The organism is Marinilactibacillus kalidii, assembly GCF_017599325.1.
Taxonomy (GTDB): Bacteria; Bacillota; Bacilli; order Lactobacillales; family Carnobacteriaceae_A; genus Marinilactibacillus; species Marinilactibacillus kalidii.
In genome coordinates, this window is record NZ_JAGFVM010000030.1 from 51245 (window position 1) to 75534 (window position 24290).

The following is a 24290-nucleotide window of genomic DNA, read 5'->3' on the forward strand; positions in this document are numbered from 1 at the left end:
GCTCCTTTATCTTTGACAATAGTATATTAAAAAAGAGACAGTAGGATAACTGTCTCTAGTCACAAATCATCATGACTTAAGTCACATTGATTCATCTACTAAATGATGTTTGATTGCATAGATAGCAATCTGCGTTCGATCTCTCAAGGATAGTTTCATCAAAATCGTTGAAATATGATTTTTGATCGTCCCCACTGACAAAAACAAGTTCTCCGCTATTTCATGATTGTTCATCCCTTTTCCGATAAAGGTCATAATTTCGATCTCTCGAGGTGTAAGCTGGCTATCTATTTCTTTGACAGCGACTTGACGTTCTAGTAAGGAAGGGACTACTTTAGCCGCAACTTGATCTTCAAGCGCCAGTCCACCTTTTAGCGCACTTTTCACTGACTTGATCAACTCCGTTGCATCTCCATCTTTAAGGAGATAGCCATTGGCTTTATTTTTTAGTGCTTCTAATGCGTATTCCGTATCGTTGAATGTCGTCAACATAAGAATTACAACAGTTGGATTATTTTCTCTAATGATTTTTCCAGCTTCTAATCCGTTCATTATCGGCATACGAATATCTAAAAGAATTAAATCATATCGATTACGCTCGCAAAGTTCAACGGCTTGCTTTCCGTTCTCTGCCTCTCCAGTAACGCGAAAATCTGGTGCTGTTTCTAACATGAATTTCAATCCTTGCCTGACTAATGTCTGGTCTTCTGCTATCAAAATATCAATCATAATGAATGACCTCCACTGGGAACTGACCTGTTAATTCAAATAAATCATTGTTTACTTCGTATTCTAGCTTTCCATTGATTGTTTCTATTCTTTCCCTCATGTTCTTTAATCCAAAGCCTTCTTTTATCGTAATGGCATTATTGATTTTATGACAAATTTTAAATCTCAATTCCCTTTGAGCGACTATTTCAAAGATGATCTTAGCTTGTCTTGTATGACTATGTTTCATCATATTAGTCAATGCTTCTTGTAGGGCTCTATAAAGGACCACCGATTGTGTATTCGTTAAGTGCTGATTTAGTACTCCTGCATTCAAGGTAATCGATAATCTTAAATGACTTTCGGATTCTAGTTTTCTGATTAAGTAAATGACCGCTTGGAGGCCAGATTGTTCATCCGATTGAAGCGTACTTACTGCTTTTCTAGTATCTTGCAGACTTAATTGAGCAAGTTTTTTAAACCCTTCTAATCTTTCTTTATTTTCGTCATCTTGTGACTGTATTCTAGCCACTTCTAGCTGCATTAGTAAGGCTGTTAAGCGATGGCCTACAGCATCGTGTAGTTCTCTTGCGATTTGGTTTCGTTCTTCTTGTCGAATTGTACTTTCTTGTTGCTGGACAGTTCGTTTTAATAAGTTGTAGTCTTGTTTCATCGCTGATAAGGTTGTCTCTGTTTGATTTAACCGTTCTCTGTCTTTTCTGAATTGTTCTATGAGAATCAACGATACGCCCACTAATAGACATTGATAGACCCAAGATGTTAGTGAGACTTCCGAATGGTTCAGATTTAAATACAGGCTATAGTGAATCAGTATTAATGCATAAAGGATTATTGGTTGCTTGAAGATTTCTCGAAATTGTACTGTTAGCAATAAGTAGATGAGCCATACAAAAGGGTTGATCGTCGAACTGTGAAACATAAGGGTAACTAAACTTAGCATCACTACGAATAAAAATTGTTTTATTTTCATAGGGACTATAGCAATGATATGGTAGCCTGTGAAGAATAATATCGTGTAGAAGAGCGCGATTTTATTATCTGTGACGTAAGTGGAAGCACTCACCCAAGAAGTTAAAAGCAACACAAAGTAAGTCCAGTAACGTAGCACGTTCTTGCCTCCTTTTTTGGTTTCAGTTTATTTTAGTATAGATGATGATCAGTAAATTCAGCAAGTATGATTTTTTGTAAAATCATTTGACAATGTTTAATATGCGATAAATCGACTACTCACAAGGGTTAAATCTTGAAGATACCACTCATTTTCGGTATTATTTAAATATGGAACGTTATTTAAAGGGGAAATTTCCTTAAATGTCATGAATTTCATTTATTTAGATTGAGAGGAGGATAAAACTTGAGATTCGTGAATAATATAAAAAAATTCTGGAAAAACCAATCCAACCAATCTCAGCAACTAATAAAAGATTTTCCACTTTTAAAAGACAAAAACAGTAATCCTCTGTCAATCGAATATAAAGTTCATTTGACTGCTAAGGAAATTACTTCAAGTCAAAAGATCATCGACACGATTGTCTCTAAAATCATTGAAAATGATTCTACAAAACGGAATTATGCGGGTAAAAGTAATCAGCAACTTGAGATTTATAAAAAACGGGTATATAAATACGAAAGTTACTGCACTCAAAACGTCAAACTTGTACCTGGAAAAGCTGATCGTTTAGATATATATGTAACGGATATCTTTTTAGGAAAACTACCAGATCAATATACAAAGAACACTTTGAATTATCTGCAATCTACTATCGTAGCTAATTTTGCTTATATTACTGGTGGACCTTACAAAGTGTTCGACTCAAAGACACAGTCTTTAATTGAGAAAACAGAAACTTACGATATTAGTCTTTATATCCAATTCAGTTAATTAGATACAGAAAAAGCCGACAGTATTGTCGGCTTTTTCTGTGTTTTTATGTTTCATTACTTTGTAAAGAATCTCCATTCGTTTCAATTAACTTTTTATACCAGTAGAAAGATTTTTTTGGCGTTCTTTCCAAACTACCACTTCCATCCGGATTTAAATCGACATAAATCATGCCATATCTTTTTTCTACTTGTGCTGAAGCTGCACTGATTAAATCAATACAACCCCAAGCGGTATATCCAAATACATCAACACCATCTTCAATCGCTTTTTCGATCTCTAAGATATGATCATTATAGAACTTGATTCTGTAGTCATCCTCAATCGTAAGTGTTCCATCTGTATTCTTTATAGGCTCATCGTAACAACCCATGCCGTTTTCTGCAACAAAGAGTGGTAATTGATAACGTTCATAATAGAAATTCAGCATATAGCGTAACCCTTGTGGATCTATTGGATAGTTCCAGTCACTATAACTCAAATATGGATTTTTCAATCCTCGATAGACATTTCCAGCAGCTGTTTCATAAGGCGAAGGATCTTTCGCCATCGTGCGACTATTGTAATAACTAAAACTAATATAGTCTACTGTATGACTTAAATAGTCTCTATCTTCATCTGTAATATCAATTTCCACATTTTCTTCCTTGAATAAACGTTTAGTATAATACGGATATTCACCAGTAGCATGAACATGTACAAAGAAAGTCGTTTCTTGTTGTTGTTCCATTGCATAAAGAATATCATCAGGGTGACAAGTCATTGCATATCTAGGTTGTGAAGCTACCATGCAGCCTACTTTGAAATCAGGATTAATTTCTTTAGCCATCTTAGTCACTAAACCACTGGCAACAAGTTGATGATGCGCAGCCTGATAGCGTTGACTCATTGTTAGAGATTCTTTTGGCTCTAGAATGCCCGCTCCTAATAATGGTGAAAATACTGTGACATTGATTTCATTAAAAGTAATCCAATAAGTTACTTTATTTTTAAAGCGATTCATCACTACTTCTGCATACTTTGCAAAAAAACCAATCATTTTTCTGTCTAACCATGAGCCGTATTTTTTCGATAAATTTAGTGGCGGTTCGTAATGAGACAATGTTACAAGTGGTTCGATCCCATACTTTTTACACGTATCGAAGACTTTATCATAAAAAGCAAGTCCCAGTTCATTTGGTTCTTTTTCTTCACCTGTTGGAAAAATTCTCGTCCAAGCAATCGACATTCTATATACCTTGAATCCCATCTCAGCAAATAACTTTATATCCTCTTCATATCTATGATAGTGATCGATACCATTTAATTTCAAATTTTCTGGCGTAGGTTCATCTGTAATCGGACCTAATAGCCCTTTAGGTAAAACATCTTGAACAGAAAGCCCCTTACCATCCTCATTATAAGCACCTTCTAATTGATTAGCAGCCGTCGCGCCACCCCATAAAAAGTTCTCTGGAAATTTACTCATGAAGTATTCCTCCTTATTTAACTACAGTCAAAATTGTATTATTATTTGTTACGTCACTTTCATCTGAATCAATGACATCTAGATAATCAGTGGTATTGGTTACGATGACGGGTGTCGTTAAATCAAATCCAGCATTCGCTATCGCTTCTTTATCAAATACCATTAACAAATCACCTCTAACAAATGAATCTCCATCTTTCACTTTAGCAACAAAATACTTACCTTCAAGTTTTACTGTATCTATACCGATATGAATTAGTAATTCTAAACCAGAATGACTTCTCAACCCAAGTGCATGTTTTGTCTTGAATATCATTGCAACCTCACCATCAAATGGTGCATACACTTTCCCATTTTCCGGAATGATCGCGATTCCTTTACCCATCGCCTCAGTTGCGAAAGCATCATCTTCTACTTTGTTTAAAGGAAGTAATTGACCTTCAATAGGACTATAGATTTCATTTTTTTCATTCAAGCTAGATCCCAATGATACTGAATCACTGTTCGAATTGATTGGTCTTTCTTGTTTTTTTTTATCTAAGTTAACTGTATCTTGTTTTGTGTTTTCTTTATATAAAATGAGGCAAGCCAAAAACCCTACAACAGAACCAATCACAACTGTTATAATCGCATGATAGAAATTCCACATTGAATCGCCACCCATGTAGATTGGTGTAGAGAAAATATTTGAAGTTCCAGAAGACCAAGCTTTTAGTCCGACGATTCCTGCGTATAAACCAGCACTAGCTCCTCCAATAATAGTGGAAATCAGAATGCGTTTATTCTGTAACGTTACACCATAAAGGGCCGGCTCGGTTACACCCATAAAACATGAAATACCAGTAGATGTTGCTAAAGATTTCAATTTTTTATTCTTCGTTCTAAATGCAACTGCCATTACAGCACCACCTTGAGCCATATTCGCAGATAATAGTCCAGGAGTCAAGATACTACCATAACCTGTTATAGATCTTTGAACAGCTTGAGCAGCCCCGATACTGTAATGCATACCTGTCATAACTAAGAAAGGCGCTAACCCACCTACTAGTAATGGAACCACAAAACTCGCTTCATTTTCTAAAAATGTGAAGAAGACTGCTAGATATTCGCCAACAATAGAACCCAAAGGTCCTAAGACGATCAATCCAATTGGCGCTACAATTAATATTGTAACCATCGGTACTACAAAAACTTTTACAACATCTGGTGTATATTTTTTAGCAAACTTCTCGATATAAGACTGTAGCAAAACAATCAAGATGATTGGAATAACAGAAGAAGAATAAGTCGCTAACCTGATTGGAATTCCTAAGAAAGCTGCTTCTACTCCTTCAGTTCTCATTGCAGTCAATTCGGGATGCAAGAGAATCCCTGCAAAAACTAATGCTAAAAATTGGCTTGTTTTGAATTTCTTAGCAGCGGTAGTAGCAATCAAAAATGGTAAAAAGTAAAATACGGAATCTCCCATAATATTTAATATATTATATGTTTGAGATTCAGTTGATAACCATCCCAATGCAGTCGTTAAGGCCAAGATCGCTTTAACCATACCTGAACCTGCTAGTGCCCCTACAATAGGCGTGAAGATGCCGGCTATGGTATCAAAAAATAATGCAATACCTTTGGTTTTCTCTTCCGAGTCAGGCTGATCAGACTCTTTTTCTCCACCGACTAACACAATGGCTTCTTCATAAACTTTTTGAACATGCGGTCCAATAATGACCTGATATTGCCCACCTTTATATACAGCCCCCACAACGCCATCCATTTCTTTGATTGATTCCGTATCTGCTAACGCTACATTTCTCAGGTTAAACCTCAACCGTGTTATGCAGTGCGTTAGGTTGGTGACATTATCAGGTCCTCCCACCTTCGTAATAATTTGTTTAGCTAGTTGTTTGTTATCCATTTTCATTCCTCCAAATTTTAAGTACAAAAAAACACCTAAAAGACTACACAAAAATACAAAATTTTAGTGTAGATCAATTCAGGTGTTGCCTGCCAATACAGTTACAATCCTTTAGTTTGATCGAATTTGATTTTCTCTATCTGTTAAACGATTAATATGCAAAATGAAATATAATTGCTCTTCGCTTGTCATTTCGGTGTCCAATTTTTTGATTAGGTAAGCATTAATCTTCAGTACACAAGCATAAGCTACCTCATACTTTGTTCTTACTTGATCAAAAAGCTGGGTTTCACCAGAATCGTACCGTTCTTTTTTTGTGATTCTTTGTAAAAAATATCTTAGGTGGGTTACAAAGCGATTATAATTAATTGAATTTTCTTCTATTTCAATTGAATAATGAAATTTAATGACATTAAATATATCTTGAATAATATTGGCTTCATTGATTCCCTTAAGCTTTACATCACCCGATACATTTTGACCATTCACAAAATGTAGCGCTATAAAACTAGCTTCTGTTTCGGAAAGTTTGACTTTTTCATAATAAAAAATTGTTTCTAAAATATCTAATGCGACTTCATATTCTCTAGGATAGAACTTTTTGATTTCCCATAGAAATGCATTTTGTATTTGTTCACCATTCTTAAAACGAAACAAAGCATAATTGATATGATCGGCTAGACCAATATAGATACTATCATTGAATTTCACATCTAATCGTTCTTCAGCTTCTTTAACGATTTTATCTGTGAGTTCTAAATGATTTGTTGGAATCTCACCGACCAGATGTACGAATTTATCGACTAGATCTTGAGACTCTAATATAAATATCTTGTCGATTTTAAGCTCATCTACTTCATCGTTTTCCTTTTTTCCAAACGCGATCCCTCTACCAAGTAAAACGCGTTCAGCTAATTTCTCGTCATGAGCTAGAATGATATTATTATTAAATATCTTTTTAATCCACACAAACAACCTCCTCCCAACCAAAAAAAATACACCTTAACGACTTTTGACATAAAAGAACACACTCGTCCCCTCAAAAGTAGCTAGGTGTTGCCTGCCTACGCAGTTACAATCCTCTTGTTATTTAATTTTCTCAACATTTATATTGTAAGCACTATCAATATAAATGTCAATAGTTTTTCAAAAAAAACTCCGAGTCATAAACTCGGAGTTACAATACCTTATTTGATACGGTCGGCCATCATTGCTTGCATGAACATCCATACACCACTGTTTAATTTTAGTTCTTCACGTTCTTCTTCCGTTACATCCAAACGAATAAGATCATCTCTACCACTCAGCGCTTTGCTTGCCCAATGTGGATCTGATAATATTACTCTTCCTAATGCTACAAGTTCGCTATTTTCTAAAGCTTCTTTCGCATCGGCACTATTTCTAATATCTCCAACACTAATTAATGGGACCCTACCTGCAATTTTATCATGTATCTTTTGTAAAATTGTTTCTTCTCTTACTTCATCAAATTTAGAAAACTGTTTGAAGTCTCCCAATGAGATATGCAAGTAATCCAGTTTTTTATCTGCTAAATGATCAACCAAGTAAAGTGTATCTTCAATGCGAATACCAGGGTTTTCATATTCTTCTGGAGAAAATCTATAGCCGACGATAAATGGTTCTTGTGTTTCATTATCAACTGTTTCGATCACTTCATTTACCAATCTATCGACAAAATGATATCTTTTTTCTAAACTTCCGCCCCACTGATCCTCACGTCTATTCGAATGAGGAGAAAAGAATTGTTGAATCAAGTAAGTGTTTGCGCCATGAATCTCAATGCCGTCAAAACCAGCTCTAATCGCTCTGATTGCTGCAGCTTTGAAGTCTTCGATTACTTGCACAACTTCCTCATCGGATAATGCTCTAGGTTCAACTGCTTCGGGTCTTTCCGCTTTTACCGCACTTGCAGAAACAGGTTGCGCTCCTCTTAATGCAGCACTTGGAGACATTCTACCACCATGGAAAATTTGCAAGATAGCTTTTGTTCCAGATTTTTTAATAGCCGCAGCTAATTTCGCTAGTCCAGGTATATGCTTGTCATCATGAACACCTAATTCGCCTTCCCAGCCTTTACCGATAGCTTGAACGTTCGCAGCAGCAGTGATCACTGCTCCTAATTCTCCACTACGTAATGCATAATAAGCAATTTCGTTGTCCGTAATCGTTCCATCAAAAAAGCTCATCATATTCGTCATTGGAGCCATCACTGCTCTATTTTTTAACGTAACTCCACGTTTGAGTTGAATTGATTCTTCTAAATTAGTCATCTAAACTTCCTCTCAGTTTTAATCACTTACTAATTGTAACTTTTAAAGAGAAGAATTTCAACCCTAGAGACTCTTGCTTTCATTTACAAAAAGAGATCAACATCCTTATCAGATGCTGATCTCTTTATTTAGAAGATATCTATTTTTTGTCAGGGTACACTTCTTGTACAGTTTTGGCAGGGTCTATCACAATATATAATTTATTCCCTGATACCATACTGGATTGGTATTCATTGTCATGACCATCACTATCTAATGCTTTATAAGGGAAATAAATACGGTCTTTCTCTGAAGGAGCTGATGTTTCCCCACTATTTTTTCCTCTGTATAAAATATCCATCATTTCAATATCTTGGAATTGTTTTACACGATCGAACATACCAGTTTCTAGTCCACCGAGATTAATATCAGAAGAATTTACTGAATCTGCTTCAATATCAATTTCAATTTTTAACGATTCACATGGATGGATCTCTTGGAAATCATTTTCACCGATACGACCATAACTGGTTGTCACTTGTTTAATCCAAAGATCTCCAATATGTTCTCTTTCAATCGTCCAAGTTTCACCATTTCTAAACATAAACTTAAGTGCTGACATTACTTTTTTCATTTTCATTCCTCCTGCTCTATTTGTGAATAGTTTAACAAATATATATAGCAATTACCATCTATAATATAATATTTTATAAATTTTTTTATTTTTTATGTATTTTTGTTCACAATTAAATTAAAAAAAGAAAGACCTCGTAAGGTCTTTCGACTTTTAAGTTTATTAACGACCGATATTCCATCCACCGTCTATAACTAGTGACGCTCCTTGCATATAATTAGATTCATCAGAAGCTAAGAAGGTAGCTGCTGAAGCAATTTCTTCAGGCTCACCTGCTCTTTGTTCAGGAATATCATTAAGTCTCTTATCATCAATACCTTCTGTCATTGGTGTAACGACGAATCCAGGTGCTAATAGATTAGATTTGATACCTTTAGACCCAAAGTCATTAGCCAATTGTTTCGTAAAGCCTTCAAGTGCATGTTTAGAGGTTACATAGGTCGAACCACCGGGTCCCGCTACAAATGAGCCTTGAGAACCTACATTGATGATCGTTCCTCTTCCTTTTTCAATAAAGTGAGGGAGGACAGCTTTTGCAGCTAAATAAGGACCTTTGACATTTACTGCCATAATCTTATCGTATTCTGACTCATCTGTATCCAGTACCGTTTTATAGCTGTCATGTATGCCGGCACCATTATACAGAATATCGATTGTTCCATATAATTCGATAATTTTCTTCACGACATTTTTGATTTCTTCTGCATCCGTTGTATCTGTATGCAGGTAAGTTGCTTCGTTATTCTCTTTTTTTATCTCTTCAACGATACGTTTACCATCGTCTTCGCTTCTACCACCTATAACAACTTTCGCACCTTCTTGTGCAAACTTCTTAGCTGTAGCTTCACCAATACCTGAAGTACCACCAATCACGAATGCTACTTTATTTTCAAGTTTCATTTTAAATCGAGCTCCTTTGTTTAATCTATGAAGTCAGCTTAACGCCCTACAAAGAAAAAATCAAAAGAAACAAACTATTATACAAAATGCCTGCAGTCAGAGAGACTACAGGCATTTTATTATTCGTTTAATTCAGAATATTTTAATAGTCGATTGATATGCACTGCTAAATAGGTTAACTCATCTTTTGGAACTGGTTTTTGATGAACTTCTTGCATATATTCTTTGATCTTGAATGCAATATTCATTGCTTCAGGATATAACGTCGAAATCTGCTCGAATAATTCTTCATCTGTTTCTTCCATAAGCTTATCCGCTAGATAACGTTCTACAAAAAACTTAACATGTGTGATAAATCGATTATAATGAATGGAATCTGTCTGAAGAGTGGTTCTTAGATTATATCGAACCAAATTTACAATACTGCCTAACATTTTCGCAGTTTTCATGCTATCTGCATGCTCATTGTCCAAGCTTTGTGCATTGATCAAATGAAATGCAATATTTGCTGATTCTTCTTTTGGTAACTCTACATTCAATTTTTCATTAATTAAATTTCTTGCATACTCTCCAACTAAAAACTCTTTAGGATAATAGCTCTTCACTTCCCAATAAACTCGGTTTGAAATATTTAAACCTTTTTGGGCTCTCTCAACCGCAAAGTGCATATGATCCATTAACGTGAAGTAGATACTTTGCTGTAAGGCTGCATCTAGATGATCCTTAGAATATTCAATAATTTCTTGAACCATTGTCAAGTAAATTTCTGGAATATTGCTAAGCAATTCTAGTACTTGTTGCATTCTTATATTTTCAGCAGAGAAAAATACTTGATCTACTTTTGACTGATCGACTTGATCTCCTGGTTTTGCGCCAAACCCAATCCCCTTGCCAAAGACTACGTTTTCTTTTCCATCTTTTTCAATTAATACAACACTTGTATTCAGTACCTTTTTGATTATTGCCAATCTAATCCCCCCTCCTCAGAATGATTTACTGAAATGAATTATATTTCGCTACCATTCGTTTCAATCACATTTTTATACCAATAGAATGAATCTTTTTTGATTCTATCGTAACTACCATTTCCTTCATCATCCAAGTCAACGTAAATAAATCCGTAACGTTTAGACATCTGTGATGTACTCGCACTGACGATATCGATTGCACCCCAACTGGTATACGCAATAAGGTCTACGCCTTCATTGATTGCATCTTTCATTGCTTTGAAATGACGTTCGAAATATGAAATACGGTATGGGTCGTGTATTTCACCATTCACTAATTCGTCTTTTGCACCCATTCCGTTTTCAACGATCATCAATGGTACATTGTAACGATCATATAATTCAAGTAATGAGATTTTCAGCCCTTCAGGGTCAATCTGCCATCCCCAGTCAGTAGATTCGAGGTAAGGATTTTTAACACCAAGTATCGTATTTCCAGGTGTACGTTCAGCATTTTCATCACCAGACTCAGCCATAGACATGTAATAACTAAAGGATACAAAATCTACAGTATGAGCTTTCATGATTTCAAGATCACCTTCAGCGAAGTCAAGTTCGATCCCTCTAATTTCCAAGTCTCTCAAAATCAATTTAGGATATTTTCCGAAAACTTGGACGTCTGCATAAAAATTATTCTCAAGATTCTTTTTAAGCGTTAGCTCAACATCTGTTGGGTGACAAGTTCTTGGATAAGTGGTTAATTTCGTGATCATACAGCCTACTTGACTACCTTCGATAATCTCGTGACAATCTTTTGTTACCATAGCAGAAGCTACGAATTGATGATGTAGTGCTTGATAAGTTTCCTGTTCTGATTTTCCTGGTGTACATTGATCAACTAGAATCCCCGCTGTAGTAAATGGATGTCTATGAATACTATCGATTTCATTGAATGTTAACCAGTATTTAACAAGATTTTTGTATCTTTTGAAACAGACTTTTGAGAATCTAACGAAATCATCAACTACACGTCTATCAACCCAACCATTATACTTCAAACTAAGCGATAATGGCATTTCATAATGAGATAGTGTTACGATTGGTTCAATATTCAAGCGATTCATTTCTGTGAACAAATCCTCATAAAATTGAAGACCTTTTTCGTTTGGCTCTAGTTCTTCTCCAGTTGGGAAAATTCTAGACCAAGCTATAGAAACACGTAAGGTTTTCATACCCATCTCAGCGAACAAAGCCAAATCTTCTTTATAGCGATGATAAAAGTCGATTCCTCTACGCTTAGGATAGATATCATCTTTTTCATCCGCTGCTGCAGCTTTTACCGTTTCTAAATCAATACGCATGTGTGTCGCGTAATCTTTAACATCGACTTTTGGTTTATAAGTAGCAATATCCGCTACTGATAAACCCTTACCGTCAACATTCCAAGCACCTTCAGCTTGATTGGCGGCAATTGCGCCACCCCACATAAAATCTTTTGGAAATCCTTTATTTAACATCCTTTATTTTCCTCCTATTGGTGAAACTGTCATAACCATTTCATTTGTTGAAACGGTTTCGTTCGTTACGTTTTGTGCTACTGCATAAGCATCTTGATTGGTGACCACAGAGATAACAGTTGTATCAAATCCAGCTTCTTCTATAGCTTGAATATCAAAAGTAATCAATAAATCGCCAGCTTTCACTGCATCACCTTTTTTAACATGCGCTTCAAAATGTTTACCTTCAAGTTGAACTGTATCGATACCAATATGGAATAACACTTCTGCACCATTATCTAATTCCATACCAACTGCATGTTTTGTTTCAAATACCATACCAATAACACCGTTAGCTGGCGCTCTTAATTCTCCAACGCTTGGCTCAACACCAAACCCAGCACCTACCATGCCTTTAGAGAATACTTCATCTTTAACATCTGATAATGGAATAATTGTTCCTGTTACTGGACTTTTCATATCAGCAGGTACGCGTTCTTTACTATTAAATGTATCTACTGCTTCTTCAACATGTTTAACTTCATCTTTCCAAAGAATCAAAACAGCTACAAATGAAATACCTAATGATAAACCGGCTGTTACAAGTGCCCAAACTAAATTCATAGGATCATCAGCATTAGCAAACATACTAATACTTGCTAGGCCTGGACCTACTAAAGCAAAAGCTTCTACAGTCATAATGCCGATAAATGAACCACTGATTAAACTACTCAATACAACGCTGTATAAGACACGTTTATGAAGAATCGTTACGCCATATAGAGCGGGTTCTGTAATACCAAAGAATGCAGAAATCCCTGCAGAAAAGGCCGTTGCTCTAAGTTTCTCATCTTTAGTCTTGATCGCTACTGCAAAACAAGCACCAGACTCAGAGATATTATGCGCTAATGAAGCTGGTAAATAAAGTAATTCTTTTCCAAGTGTTCCCATTGAACTGATTGCATAAGGTAACATTGCTTTATGCATCCCTGTTACGACCATGAATGGTAGGATACCTGCAAGAACGCCTGTTGCAACCCAACCAAAGTTATCATAAGCAAACAAAATCACTTTAGAAAGTTGTTCTCCGACAATGTAACCAATTGGTCCGAGGAACAATAGCGTCACGATTACTGAGATTGTTACTGCCATAAGTGGTACAAAGAAAATACGAATCGCTTTTGGTGATATTTTTGTAAAAAGTTTTTCTAGATATGCATATAATAGTGTTAATAAGATAGCTGGAAAAACTTGAGAAGAATAAGTGATGTCTTGTATTGGAATACTGAAAAGACTTACACCTTCTGTAATAAGTGTCGACATCCCCGGTAATAATAGTGCACCTACAGCTGAAGCTGCGACGACTGCGTTTACCTTTAATTTGTTAGCCGTTGTAATAGCTACAATCACTGGCAAGAAGTAGAGCGGTGCAGTTCCGATCAAATCTAAAATTTGATAAGTTTGCGAAGTTGAATCTATCCAATTTATAGAGGATAAAAGCAAAAGAATCGACTTTAAAATTCCCCCACCAGCTATTGCTGGAACGGTTGGTTGAAATACGCCTACAATAAAGTCTAATAGAACGGCTGTCCATTTTTGTTTAGGTCCATTTGCTTTTTCTCCAGAACCACCAACGTCTCCAACGATTTCTTTAACTTTATCATATACCTCAACAACTTCATTACCGATAATGATTTGCATTTGTGCATTCTTTCGAACACCCATAACGCCGTCAATCAATTCTAATTTATCCATATTAGCTTTTGAATCATCTTTCAACGTGAATCTTAATCGCGTTGAACAATGTTCTAGGTGATTAATGTTTTCTTTACCACCTATATTTTCGACAACTTCACTAGCAGTCTTTTTATAATCCATAGTGACATCTCCCTATTTTTTAAATTTTGTTTACCTGGCCTGGGCAAACAAAAAGACAGGACTTAATGATAGAATATCCCCAAGATAAACTTCGGGTATCTAAATCATTAGGTCCTGCCTGCATTACCAGTCACATGCCTGTTATTTAAACCTACTATATCATTCACTTTTGGAAACGTCAACATTATTTTCGCATTTTTAACCATTAACCATATTTCAATCTACTTATTTACTTAAAGTATCCACAGCGAGTATCGCATAGGCAACTTGTTCGGCAGTTATTTCAGGATCAAGATTTTCCATCGTTTCCCCTTCAGCAGTCGCTAATTTTCCGACTTCAACTAAATCTTCAAATGAAGCGCTTGTTAAATGCATGTCTTCTAGTGTCGTGGGCATATCGATTTGTTGATAAAACTCAATATATTCTTTAATTTCCGTTTCCGTTTTCCCTTCCAATACGAGCTGTACCAGTGTTCCATACGCAACTTTTTCACCGTGTGTCAGATGATGAATATCCCCATTTAGAGCTGTAAATCCGTTGTGAACAGCGTGAGCACCTGCTAAGCCGCCGTTTTCAAATCCTAATCCAGAAAGAAGCGTATTCGCCTCTACGATTGCTTCAACTGCTGGCGTTACAATACCATCTTTTGCAGCTTTATAAGCAGCAACACCCTGTTCAAACAATGTTTTTTCTGCCATTTCTGCTATTGCCTGAGCAGCTAAAGTCGGTTTTCCGCCTGCCATCGTATTCCCATTGCGTTTCATGGTAGCTTTAACTTCTACCAGGGTTGCCATTGCATCACAAATGCCTGACGCAAATAAACGGATAGGTGCGTTGACAATAGTAGCCGTATCCACTAATACGAGCTCAGGATTTTTATCATAAAACTCGTACGCTTCAAACACACCCTCATCAGTATAAATAACAGAAAGTGCACTTGTTGGTGCATCCGTTGAAGCAGTTGTTGGTACAATGACCACTGGTACAGCTAATTTGTCTGATACTGCCTTAGCCGTGTCCAATGTTTTTCCGCCGCCAACACCAATGACTAGATCAACTGACTGTTTCTTTCCGCTATCTGAAATGCGCTCAATTTCATTTGTAGAAGATTCACCATTAAATTTTTCAAAATGATAATTGGTATTCGTAGCATCAAAACTGTCTTCTATCACTTCTTTTGTTATGTCCCAAACGACCTCATCTGCCATTAGTAAAGGATATTGACCAATCGATTCAATTTCTTTGGCCAGTTCCTTCATAACCCCAGCACCTTGAATATATCTACTTGGTGATCTAAATACATATTTTGTCATATGATTACCCCTTTCTATTTTATGTTAGTTTCACTTTACCAGAACCAAAAAAAGATTAAAAGCGTTTCTATTGTGAAAAAATGTTTTTTTAATTAAACTGTTATAATCATCAATTTTCTAAAAAAGATCTTTCAAAAATATTTTTTCACAAACAAATAACACACCTTCACTTTAACTGAAGGTGTGTTATTTATAACTAATCTACGGCAGTTAATTCTACCATTTTACTTTGGTAATCACCATGCAAATCATGATTGATATAGATTCCTCTATACATCAACTCATCACCGTAGTAGGTTTCTCCATTATGGCTCAACAGATATTTCTTATCCGGATTCAATCCAACAACTCTGATTTGATCAAAAGAGTCATTTGCTCTAGCCATGGTTTGATAGAAAAATAAGACAGCTTGATTTTGATCTTCACTCGCAAACATCCATGCGGCTTTATGGTTTTTATCAAATGGGCTGATTAATCTTGAAAAGCGACCGTATTGAATTAATTTCCTATGTTTTTTATACCAGTGAATTTGATCTTTCATTTCTATTTTTTCTTTATCAGTTAATTGAGTCAGATCTAGTTCATAGCCCAAATTTCCTGCCATGGCTGCGTGTCCTCTCATTTCCATTGAGATCGAGCGACCAACTTGATGGTTAGGTGTTGCAGAAACATGGGCACCCATACTACTGATTGGCATCACTAAACTCGTGCCATACTGAATCTCCAATCTTGAAGCAGCATCTGTATTATCACTCGTCCATGTTTGAGGCATGTAATAAAGCATACCCGGATCGTATCTTCCGCCACCACCAGAACAACTTTCCCATAAAATATCTGGATATTCAGACGTTAATGTCTCTAAGACTTCATATAGACCTAGGATATATCGATGTAAAACCTCACCATCTCTTACAGAAGCATTTCTAGATCCAATCTCTGACATATTGCGGTTAAAATCCCATTTAATATAATCGATCGGTACTTCATTGAGCACTTTTCTGATTTGATTCAGTACATTTTCTCTGACTTCAGCGCGACTATAATCAAGCACATATTGATTACGACTAACAGAAGATTTTCTATTTCTCGCACCGATGATCCAGTCAGGATGTTCTCGGTATAAATCACTGTCTTCAGAAATCATTTCAGGTTCAAACCAGAGGCCGAACTTCATCCCTTTCTGATGAACATAACGAGATAGACCTTTTAGACCATTCGGTAGCTTCTGCTCATATTCCTTCCAATCACCAAGGGAAGTCGTATCATCATCCCGCTTGCCGAACCATCCGTCATCTAAAACAAATAATTCGACACCGGATAAAGCTGCTTCATCAATTAGTGCATGGAGTTTGTTTTCATTGAAATCAAAATAAGTAGCTTCCCAGTTATTGATGAGTACAGGTCTTTCTTCTTTACTATACGTGGAACGGATAAGCTGGTTTTGATAGAAGCGGTGGTATTCTTGGCTCATGCCGTTTAAGCCAGCCGAACTATAAACAAGGACTGTTTCAGGTGTTTGAAAAGTCTCTCCCGCTTTCACTTCCCAATTAAAGTGCTCTGGATTGATACCCATTTGAACACGCGTCTGGTTGTATTCATCAACTTCAATGTTACTGACAAATTCTCCTGTGTAGACGAAGTGGACACCGTATACCTCACCAGTATGTTCCGTGGTGTCGGGATCAGCCAAGGCTACAAAAGGTTGATAGTTATGACTTGTCGTCCCTCTTTTGGAATCGACTTTCGTCACCCCTCTGTTCAATTTATGGCGAATCATCTCTCTTTCTCTAGCCCAAGATCCAGATAACTGGATCAAGTCAAATCTCGAATGGGAAAAATCCATCGACATACTCAATGCTTTATCTAAAAAAATACTCTCTTTATTTAAATTGACAAACTCAGTCGAACGCACGATTACGCTATAATCAGAAAAAATAGAATAGTTTAAAATGATTTGTACTTGATTTACACTATCTTCTAAAGTGATTTTTAGCGTTTGTGCTTGATCAATCTCTTGAACGAACGATTGTGGTAAGCCTTTTAGATCAGGTTTGCCTTGAATGATTTCATGTCCTTTATAGTTGAATTGACTGACATATGAACCATCAGAAAATGTGATCTGATAGCTTGATTCTCTAAAATCTCCATTATCATTTCCAGAGTATTCTAGTAGTTGGTGATTTAAAGAAAAGGCCCGTTGTTGTGCATCAATCGGATTTGTTCCGAAAGCACGTCCAATAATAGGGTAATCCCCTTTAAATGTATTCTCTCTCAGCATTTTACCAAAGTAACGATGCGCAAGAAACTTCTGCTCTTCAATAGAAATCTGATAACTAATGCTATCATTTGTCAAATTGAAAACGCGTGTATTTTCGTTAAATTTAATCGGCAATTGATCTGCTCCTTTACTTGATTGATCCAATCATTCCGGCCACAAAGTATTTTTGTAGTAAAAAGAAGATTAGTGCTGTCGGGATAGTAGTAATCAAAATCGCTAACATGATTGCGCCGTAATCTGGTGTATAACTTGATCCAAGTGCGGAGATAACTAGTGGGACCGTGTAATTTTTTGGATTTTGTAGGATAACTAACGGCCATAAGTAATTATTCCAAGAATTCATGAAGGTAACAATACCGGCAGCGGCGTAAGTCGTTTTCATAGTCGGCATAAAAACTCTCGTAAATAAACCAATCTCTGACAATCCATCAATTCTCCCAGCTTCTAACAGTTCTTTAGGGAACATTTTTGCATTTTGTCTAAAGAAGAAAATCAAAAATGCTGTAGAGAAATATGGCAGCATAACCCCCAGTAAGGTATCGATACCAAAACCTGGCGCAAAACCAGAGATGACACCGAACAATCTGAATAGAGGCACCATTAGAGCAGCAAAAGGAATCATCATTGACCCTAGTATTAAAGTATAGACGATTTCTTTCCCTTTAGTCGGATGTACTTCAAAGCCATATCCCGCTAGTGAGGAGATAAAGATGGCAATAAAGGTTTGACCAATCGCAACAATGGAAGAGTTACCAATCGCGTTTACAATATCTGTTGTGTCAAATACAGTCTTCAAATTTTCAAAAAATTGCTTGCCTGGTAAAAGTTGTCCTCTTGTAACATCAATTGATGCATTCGTCACACTGACTATTAAGAAGTAAAATGGGAAGAAAAACATCGCACAAGTGACAATAATGAATGCGTACATCAAAATCTTTTTCATTAATAGTTTGTTTTTCATTTTTTCTCTCTCCCCAGTCTAAATTGAATAACAGTCAGAATAATAACAAAGAATACAATGCTATATGAAACAGCAGCAGCGTAACCAAAGTTTGGTGTATATTCAAACGATAAGTTGTAAATGTATTGAGAAATGGTAGTCGTAGCGTTACCCGGTCCACCACTGGTTAAATTCATAGGCTCATCGAACAATTGTAGTGTTCCGATGGTAGATGTAATAGAAGTAAATAAGATAACCGGACGTAACATTGGAATGGTGATTTTGAAAAATTGTTGGATTACAGACGCCCCATCAATCGTTGAAGCTTCATAGATACTAGGATCGACATTTTGTAATGCAGATAAGTAGAATATCATATTGTAGCCAGTCCATCTCCAAGTGATAGCAATAACAATCAATACTTTAGCCCAGAATGGATCACCTAACCACAAAATGGGATCATTGATCACATTCAGAAACATCAAGACTTGGTTGACGATACCACCATTTGCAAATAGATATTTAAAAATCAGTGAGTATGCAACAAGTGACGTAATAGATGGTAAAAAGACCAATGTTCTAAATAGACCTTTAAACTTTAATGATTTGTTGTTTAATACAACTGAGAACACTAACGCAAGGAAGATCATAATTGGTATTTGGAAAATAAAGAATATAAAGGTATTCTTAACAGCCGTTATAAAGGCCTGATCATTAAATAACCTTTTATAGTTGTCTATACCAACGAACTCTAATCCAATTCCTGCACCTGAGTGAAGTGACAACCAAAGCGATTGTATCATTGGATAAAAATAAAAGACGACGATAAAAAATGTTGGAATAATTACAAAAGCCCAACTCATGACTTTACGTTTCCTTTCTAATTTACCAGCTTTTTTCTTTTTAACTGTAGGTTGTTCTGTCATCAATATTCCTCCTCTAAAAAGATTCAGACCCCTTTCGCATCATACACGGAAAGGAGTCTGGCTCTTAATAATCCCTGTATTACATTCCTGATTCAGCTTGTTGCTGTGCTTTCTCCAAAACTTCATCTAGATCTGCACCATTAAGATAATCTTGTAAAGATACTGCTAAAATATCTTCGATTTCGTATGTGCTTCCACCAAATTCGACTTCTGGAATTTCTTGAGTCCATTCCGCAAAGTTTTTATTGACCATTTGCCCTCCAAAGAATTCGCTCTCAACTTGATAAGCTTCTCCTTCAGCTGCTGGTTCGTATGCACCAATGGCATTGATTTCAGTAGCTAAATCTTGGTAGAAATCTACATCTGATCCGAATGTTGCTCCAAGAAATTCTCCAGCTAGTTCGTTATTGTCAATATTCAATACATAGATAGAAGAACCACCTAAGTTTGAAGCATTAACAGAACCTTCAATCGTTTGACGAGGAATCGGTGCGATAGCCCAGTCTCCAGATTGAGAATCTTCTGCTGTGATTGAAGGCGTGATCCAGTTACCAGTAGGAACAGTCGCAACTTCACCATTATTAAAGGCTTGTAAGAATTGATCCCAATCATTGTGAACGTTCATAACACCAGACTCAAACAATTCTTTGTATGTTTCAAAACCTAATTTCAACGATTCATTATCAGTAATATAAGGTGTTTCACCATCTTCTTCTGTCAACCAAACGCCACTGGATTGCATCATGACACGAATAATCCCTAAGTCATTATGATCATTTGTCATCCATTTAACGCCTGTTTTTTCTGTTACATCTTTACCGATCTCAACGTACTCATCCCAAGTGATGTCTGTAACATCCTCTAATGTATACCCAGCTTCTTCAAGAAGATCTGTTCTAACGTAGAGACCCGTTACACCACTGTCAAATGGTACATTAAAGACTTCATCTTCGTACGTACCCGCTTTTATTTTGTAATCTGCGAAGTCATCAGTATTATAATATTCTTCTAGTGGTACAAAAGAACCTGGATAAGAGCTTAAGAAACTTTGCGCACGATAATCTTCAATGAACACAATGTTTGGTAGACCGGTTTCAACACCTGAGCTCAAACTTGTATTCAATTTTTGGATAACATCATCTTGTGAATTTTCCACGATTTCTAATTCAAAGTCCGGATTATCTTGCTTATAGTGTTCTTCAGCGATTTCTAATGCACGAACATTAAAGTTAGGATCCCAAGTCCAGACAGTTAATTCATTTGGTTCTCCACTTGCGCCTTCGGATTCTTCCCCTTCATTCGCGCTATCTCCATTCCCACAAGCTGTTAATACTAGCAAAGCTGAAGCACCTAAAGTTAAAGCTGTCTTTTTGTTAAACATGTGTATTCCTCCAATATTCTATTTTTTTAATTACAATGGACTAATTTGATAGTGGTACTGATAAGAAGTATTCTTCAACTGATACTGTTCAAGGACACCCGGCCCGCAACTTGCTGACCCGATCCCATTCAGTTGGTGGTCAATATTTAATTCTAGTTGTCCTTCTTTTTCAAGCTCCACGTGATGTTGTTTGCGTTCCAACTGTTCAGTTGAGAATCGTCTCAAACTGAAGTTGAATGGCTTCCCTTCGATTCTAATTCCGTTTCCTCTGCCATTTTTAATCTCTATCCATCTCGTCTGAGATCGATTACCATTTTCTTGCGGCATGATATAAGGAGTAAACAAATCATCCACTGTCTTATGATAAATATCAACTTTTGCAGCTAGTTGCACATCTGGGTACGATTCTCCAGGGCCATTCCCTTTCCAAGTGACCTTCTCAAAGTCTGAATTGATCGCCATTCGCATGCCAACCTTAGGAAGCGTTTTACTACCCTCACCATATTTATCAGCATTTACTTGGACATCGATATTGCCATCTCCATCAATACGATAAATTGTTTTGATATTAAATCCCCAGTTATATACTGCAGGCGCAAGTGTAGATATTACTTCTATCTCTACAGGTAATTGACTGGATTCACTAAGAATTTTGACACTCTCTACGTGTTCTTGCATGAGGTCAACGCCTGCTTCTTTCCAAGTATCTGCAACTGGAAATGTACCAAATTCTTCAATTCCAAGGCGATCATTGTCTGTTAAAGCTCTCCAATAGTGATGTTTCGGACCATCTAGGATGACCGTCTCCCCACAGACCGTATACTTACTGATTCTACCCGTAAATTTATTTAGGTTAACAGTGAATCGTCTACCATCTATCTGAATACCTTCTATTTCATCTTTAATTGAAAGAATCGATGGGACAGCACCCTTGATTGTCTGACGTTTTACTTCTCCTATTTCAAATTGTGCCCATGCAATTTCGTGACCTGCTTCAGCCCACCGAGTCGGTTGCTTCTGTATAAAACGAATGGTTAAATGACTGTCTTCAATAACCGTTTTACCATTAATCGGTAATTGAATTGTCTTTGAACTAGAGGCTTTAATATCATTTAAGTTTATTCCTCCAGATTCAATCACTTTACCATCTGTTTTAATCTCCCAGATACCGTATACATGAGAAAGATCAATAAAATCATAACGATTCAAAATTTTGATTTGTCCATCATTCAAATCTGATGCTTTAACCTGTATCGGTTCAATAGCTTTCTTGTACTCTATAAGCGCTGGTGATGGTTGACGATTAGGCATCACTAGACCATCGATAACAAAATTACCGTCATGCGGTGTTTCTCCGAAGTCTCCGCCGTAAGCATAAGCTTCTTTTCCATCTGGTCGATCGATTTTTATACCATGATCGATCCATTCCCACACGAAGCCACCTTGAAGTCTCGGATATTGATAAAATAAGTCTACGTACTCTTTGAATGCCCCTGGACCATTTCCCATCGCATGTGCATATTCACATAAGATGTGCGGTTGAGTTAGTTCTGTTCTTTTTCCAAGTTGTTCCATTGTCTCAACATCTGTGTACATCGTCGAAAACATATCAGCTGTTTGGTTGATCTCTTGTGGTTGATTATTTGTGCGCTCCAAGATATCTCTTGTTTCGCCTTCATAATGTAACAATCTAGTCGGATCTTTCTCGCGCGCCCAATTTGCCATCGCTTGATGATTCCCTCCGAAACCGGATTCATTTCCAAGTGACCAAATAACAATAGATGCATGATTTTTGTCTCTTTCAATCATTCTCCTGATTCTATCAACGTACGCTGCTTCCCATGCAGGATCTTTACTTAATTGACTCCAGTCATCAACGAAAACGAAGCCATGTGTCTCGATATCAGTTTCATCAATCACATAAAATCCATATTCGTCGCATAAATCATAAAACACCGGATCACTCGGATAATGAGATGTGCGTATGGCATTTATATTATGAACTTTCATCAAGTTCAAGTCTTCTATCATTGTTTCAATAGGAACGGCTCTTCCTAATTCCGGATGAAATTCATGTCTATTAACACCTTTGAAAATAATATGCTCACCATTAATTAACATCAGGCCATCTTTTAACTCAATGGTTCTAAAACCAACTCGATTTGGGATAATTTCTACGGTACCACCTGAGGGATCTTTTAACTCTAGTAATAGGTGATACAAGTATGGATCTTCCGCAGACCATTTTCGTGGTGATTCGATATCTAAACGCAATTTGTACGCTTGGCTTGCTGGATGCTCACCCGATAAGATCACTTCGTTTTGTTGATTCATAAGTATATGTTTGATCGTGTACCCTTCTTCAAAAGCGTTAAGGTCCACTTTACAATGTAGTGTCGCATCTTTATAATGCTGATCTAATGCTGTTTGTATGGTTATATCTTCAATAGCAACGGTTGGTTTACTAACTAGAAGAACATCTCGGAATATACCACTGAGCCACCACATATCTTGATCTTCAAGATAACTTTGTGCACTATATTTGTACACTTTTACAGCGAGTTGATTCTCACCTTCTTTAATATACTGTGATACATCAAATTCAGAGGCTGTACGACTACCTGTACCATATCCAACAAAGTGACCATTCACCCATAAGTGAAAAGCGCTATCGACACCCTCAAAGCGAAGACTCGTTGACGCTAAAGCTTCTTGTTTTGAAAGGGCAAACATTTTTCTGTATGCGCCTGTAGGATTCTTGGATGGAATCTTTGGCGGATCTACTGGGAACGGGTATTGTACGTTGGTATAATGAGGATACTCATATCCTTCCATTTGCCAATTTGATGGAACAGAAATCTTATCCCAACGTGCATCATCGAAGTCATCCTCATAAAAGTTTGATTCAATGCCTTCAGGATAATCTGCGAATTTGAATCGCCACTTCCCATTTAAAGATGTCACCCGTTGTGAAAATTCTTTATTATAAGTTAACGCGGCATCAACAGTATCATAAGAAAAGAAATATGCATGTTCTGCTTTACGGTTTACCTCAATCGTCTCTTGCTCGTGATAATGTTCGTACTTGTTCATTCATCAGTCCTCTTTTCTTTACTAAAGTTTACTAGCTGGTTTAAAGGAACGCGCTTGCTGTTTTAACAGTCTTTTTTCTACTTCCTACGATTACTCTATATCAATTTACAGATAAATGCAAGCGCTTAACAAAATAAATTTACTTATTTACTAAAATTTTACTTTGGATACCATCGACAAAAAACTGAAATAGATTGTTTAAAATCTTACTTTACATTATGATAGCAGTAACAAATAAGGGATTA

General features: G+C 36.5%; 18 protein-coding genes. 1 reads left to right on the forward strand and 17 read right to left on the reverse strand.

The genetic code is table 11. The features are described from left to right. Window positions 1-81: 81 nt before the first annotated feature. Window positions 82-729, reverse strand: a complete 648-nt coding sequence (locus tag J5J05_RS07110; RefSeq protein WP_208559990.1) for a response regulator — start codon at window positions 727-729, stop codon at window positions 82-84. Continuing rightward, window positions 722-1837 (reverse strand): sensor histidine kinase, encoded by a 1116-nt coding sequence (locus J5J05_RS12950; RefSeq protein WP_208559991.1) that lies wholly within the window; start codon window positions 1835-1837, stop codon window positions 722-724. The genes J5J05_RS07110 and J5J05_RS12950 overlap by 8 nt, the downstream gene beginning before the upstream one ends. Before the next feature lie 246 nt (window positions 1838-2083). Between J5J05_RS12950 and J5J05_RS07120 the strand changes: the two genes are divergently transcribed. Beyond that, window positions 2084-2611, forward strand: a complete 528-nt coding sequence (locus J5J05_RS07120; protein ID WP_208559992.1) for a hypothetical protein — start codon at window positions 2084-2086, stop codon at window positions 2609-2611. A gap of 46 nt (window positions 2612-2657) precedes the next feature. On the opposite strand, the gene J5J05_RS07125 is transcribed toward J5J05_RS07120, so the two are convergent. The 15 genes from J5J05_RS07125 to lacZ form a co-directional block, all read right to left on the reverse strand. Continuing rightward, complete coding sequence (locus J5J05_RS07125; RefSeq protein WP_208559993.1) at window positions 2658-4079, reverse strand: glycoside hydrolase family 1 protein; 1422 nt, start codon at window positions 4077-4079, stop codon at window positions 2658-2660. A gap of 13 nt (window positions 4080-4092) precedes the next feature. Next, window positions 4093-5988, reverse strand: coding sequence for a beta-glucoside-specific PTS transporter subunit IIABC (locus J5J05_RS07130; RefSeq protein ID WP_208559994.1), 1896 nt, complete (start codon window positions 5986-5988; stop codon window positions 4093-4095). A 111-nt stretch (window positions 5989-6099) separates the two neighbouring features. Next, the gene (gene licT / locus J5J05_RS07135) at window positions 6100-6957 is read right to left on the reverse strand and encodes a BglG family transcription antiterminator LicT (RefSeq protein WP_208559995.1); all 858 of its coding nucleotides are present in this window, start codon (window positions 6955-6957) and stop codon (window positions 6100-6102) included. A gap of 218 nt (window positions 6958-7175) precedes the next feature. Continuing rightward, window positions 7176-8279 carry an NADH-dependent flavin oxidoreductase gene (locus J5J05_RS07140; RefSeq protein WP_208559996.1) on the reverse strand — a complete coding sequence of 368 codons (1104 nt, stop codon included), beginning with the start codon at window positions 8277-8279 and terminating at the stop codon, window positions 7176-7178. Window positions 8280-8418: 139 nt separating this feature from the next. Continuing rightward, window positions 8419-8892, reverse strand: a complete 474-nt coding sequence (locus J5J05_RS07145; RefSeq protein WP_208559997.1) for a hypothetical protein — start codon at window positions 8890-8892, stop codon at window positions 8419-8421. A 162-nt stretch (window positions 8893-9054) separates the two neighbouring features. Then, on the reverse strand, window positions 9055-9792 hold the full coding sequence (locus J5J05_RS07150) for an SDR family NAD(P)-dependent oxidoreductase (RefSeq protein ID WP_208559998.1): 738 nt from the start codon (window positions 9790-9792) through the stop codon (window positions 9055-9057). A gap of 119 nt (window positions 9793-9911) precedes the next feature. Then, window positions 9912-10760, reverse strand: a complete 849-nt coding sequence (locus J5J05_RS07155; RefSeq protein ID WP_208559999.1) for a PRD domain-containing protein — start codon at window positions 10758-10760, stop codon at window positions 9912-9914. Between the two features lie 38 nt (window positions 10761-10798). Then, complete coding sequence (locus J5J05_RS07160) at window positions 10799-12256, reverse strand: glycoside hydrolase family 1 protein (protein ID WP_208560000.1); 1458 nt, start codon at window positions 12254-12256, stop codon at window positions 10799-10801. Window positions 12257-12259: 3 nt separating this feature from the next. Next, window positions 12260-14113: a beta-glucoside-specific PTS transporter subunit IIABC gene (locus tag J5J05_RS07165; RefSeq protein ID WP_208560001.1), complete on the reverse strand. Its 1854-nt coding sequence runs from the start codon at window positions 14111-14113 to the stop codon at window positions 12260-12262. A gap of 225 nt (window positions 14114-14338) precedes the next feature. Beyond that, window positions 14339-15427: a glycerol dehydrogenase gene (locus J5J05_RS07170; protein ID WP_208560002.1), complete on the reverse strand. Its 1089-nt coding sequence runs from the start codon at window positions 15425-15427 to the stop codon at window positions 14339-14341. Between the two features lie 196 nt (window positions 15428-15623). Next, window positions 15624-17819, reverse strand: a complete 2196-nt coding sequence (locus tag J5J05_RS07175) for an alpha-galactosidase (RefSeq protein WP_244244657.1) — start codon at window positions 17817-17819, stop codon at window positions 15624-15626. A 13-nt stretch (window positions 17820-17832) separates the two neighbouring features. After that, window positions 17833-18666 carry a carbohydrate ABC transporter permease gene (locus J5J05_RS07180; RefSeq protein WP_244244658.1) on the reverse strand — a complete coding sequence of 278 codons (834 nt, stop codon included), beginning with the start codon at window positions 18664-18666 and terminating at the stop codon, window positions 17833-17835. Then, window positions 18663-19571 (reverse strand): carbohydrate ABC transporter permease, encoded by a 909-nt coding sequence (locus J5J05_RS07185; RefSeq protein WP_208560003.1) that lies wholly within the window; start codon window positions 19569-19571, stop codon window positions 18663-18665. The genes J5J05_RS07180 and J5J05_RS07185 overlap by 4 nt, the downstream gene beginning before the upstream one ends. 79 nt (window positions 19572-19650) lie before the next feature. After that, on the reverse strand, window positions 19651-20952 hold the full coding sequence (locus tag J5J05_RS07190) for an ABC transporter substrate-binding protein (protein WP_208560004.1): 1302 nt from the start codon (window positions 20950-20952) through the stop codon (window positions 19651-19653). Window positions 20953-20982: 30 nt separating this feature from the next. Then, window positions 20983-24045: a beta-galactosidase, LacZ type gene (gene lacZ, locus J5J05_RS07195; RefSeq protein WP_208560005.1), complete on the reverse strand. Its 3063-nt coding sequence runs from the start codon at window positions 24043-24045 to the stop codon at window positions 20983-20985. Window positions 24046-24290 lie beyond the last annotated feature (245 nt).

Excerpts from the sequence above, each read along its gene's own strand:
- J5J05_RS07110 (WP_208559990.1), bottom strand. The coding sequence starts at position 729 with ATGATTGATATTTTGATAGCAGAAGACCAGACATTAGTCAGGCAAGGA.
- J5J05_RS07125 (WP_208559993.1), bottom strand. The coding sequence starts at position 4,079 with ATGAGTAAATTTCCAGAGAACTTTTTATGGGGTGGCGCGACGGCTGCT.
- J5J05_RS07130 (WP_208559994.1), bottom strand. The coding sequence starts at position 5,988 with ATGGATAACAAACAACTAGCTAAACAAATTATTACGAAGGTGGGAGGA.
- J5J05_RS07140 (WP_208559996.1), bottom strand. The coding sequence starts at position 8,279 with ATGACTAATTTAGAAGAATCAATTCAACTCAAACGTGGAGTTACGTTA.
- J5J05_RS07145 (WP_208559997.1), bottom strand. The coding sequence starts at position 8,892 with ATGAAAAAAGTAATGTCAGCACTTAAGTTTATGTTTAGAAATGGTGAA.
- J5J05_RS07150 (WP_208559998.1), bottom strand. The coding sequence starts at position 9,792 with ATGAAACTTGAAAATAAAGTAGCATTCGTGATTGGTGGTACTTCAGGT.
- J5J05_RS07160 (WP_208560000.1), bottom strand. The coding sequence starts at position 12,256 with ATGTTAAATAAAGGATTTCCAAAAGATTTTATGTGGGGTGGCGCAATT.
- J5J05_RS07165 (WP_208560001.1), bottom strand. The coding sequence starts at position 14,113 with ATGGATTATAAAAAGACTGCTAGTGAAGTTGTCGAAAATATAGGTGGT.
- J5J05_RS07170 (WP_208560002.1), bottom strand. The coding sequence starts at position 15,427 with ATGACAAAATATGTATTTAGATCACCAAGTAGATATATTCAAGGTGCT.
- J5J05_RS07180 (WP_244244658.1), bottom strand. The coding sequence starts at position 18,666 with ATGAAAAACAAACTATTAATGAAAAAGATTTTGATGTACGCATTCATT.
- J5J05_RS07185 (WP_208560003.1), bottom strand. The coding sequence starts at position 19,571 with ATGACAGAACAACCTACAGTTAAAAAGAAAAAAGCTGGTAAATTAGAA.
- J5J05_RS07190 (WP_208560004.1), bottom strand. The coding sequence starts at position 20,952 with ATGTTTAACAAAAAGACAGCTTTAACTTTAGGTGCTTCAGCTTTGCTA.
- lacZ (WP_208560005.1), bottom strand. The coding sequence starts at position 24,045 with ATGAACAAGTACGAACATTATCACGAGCAAGAGACGATTGAGGTAAAC.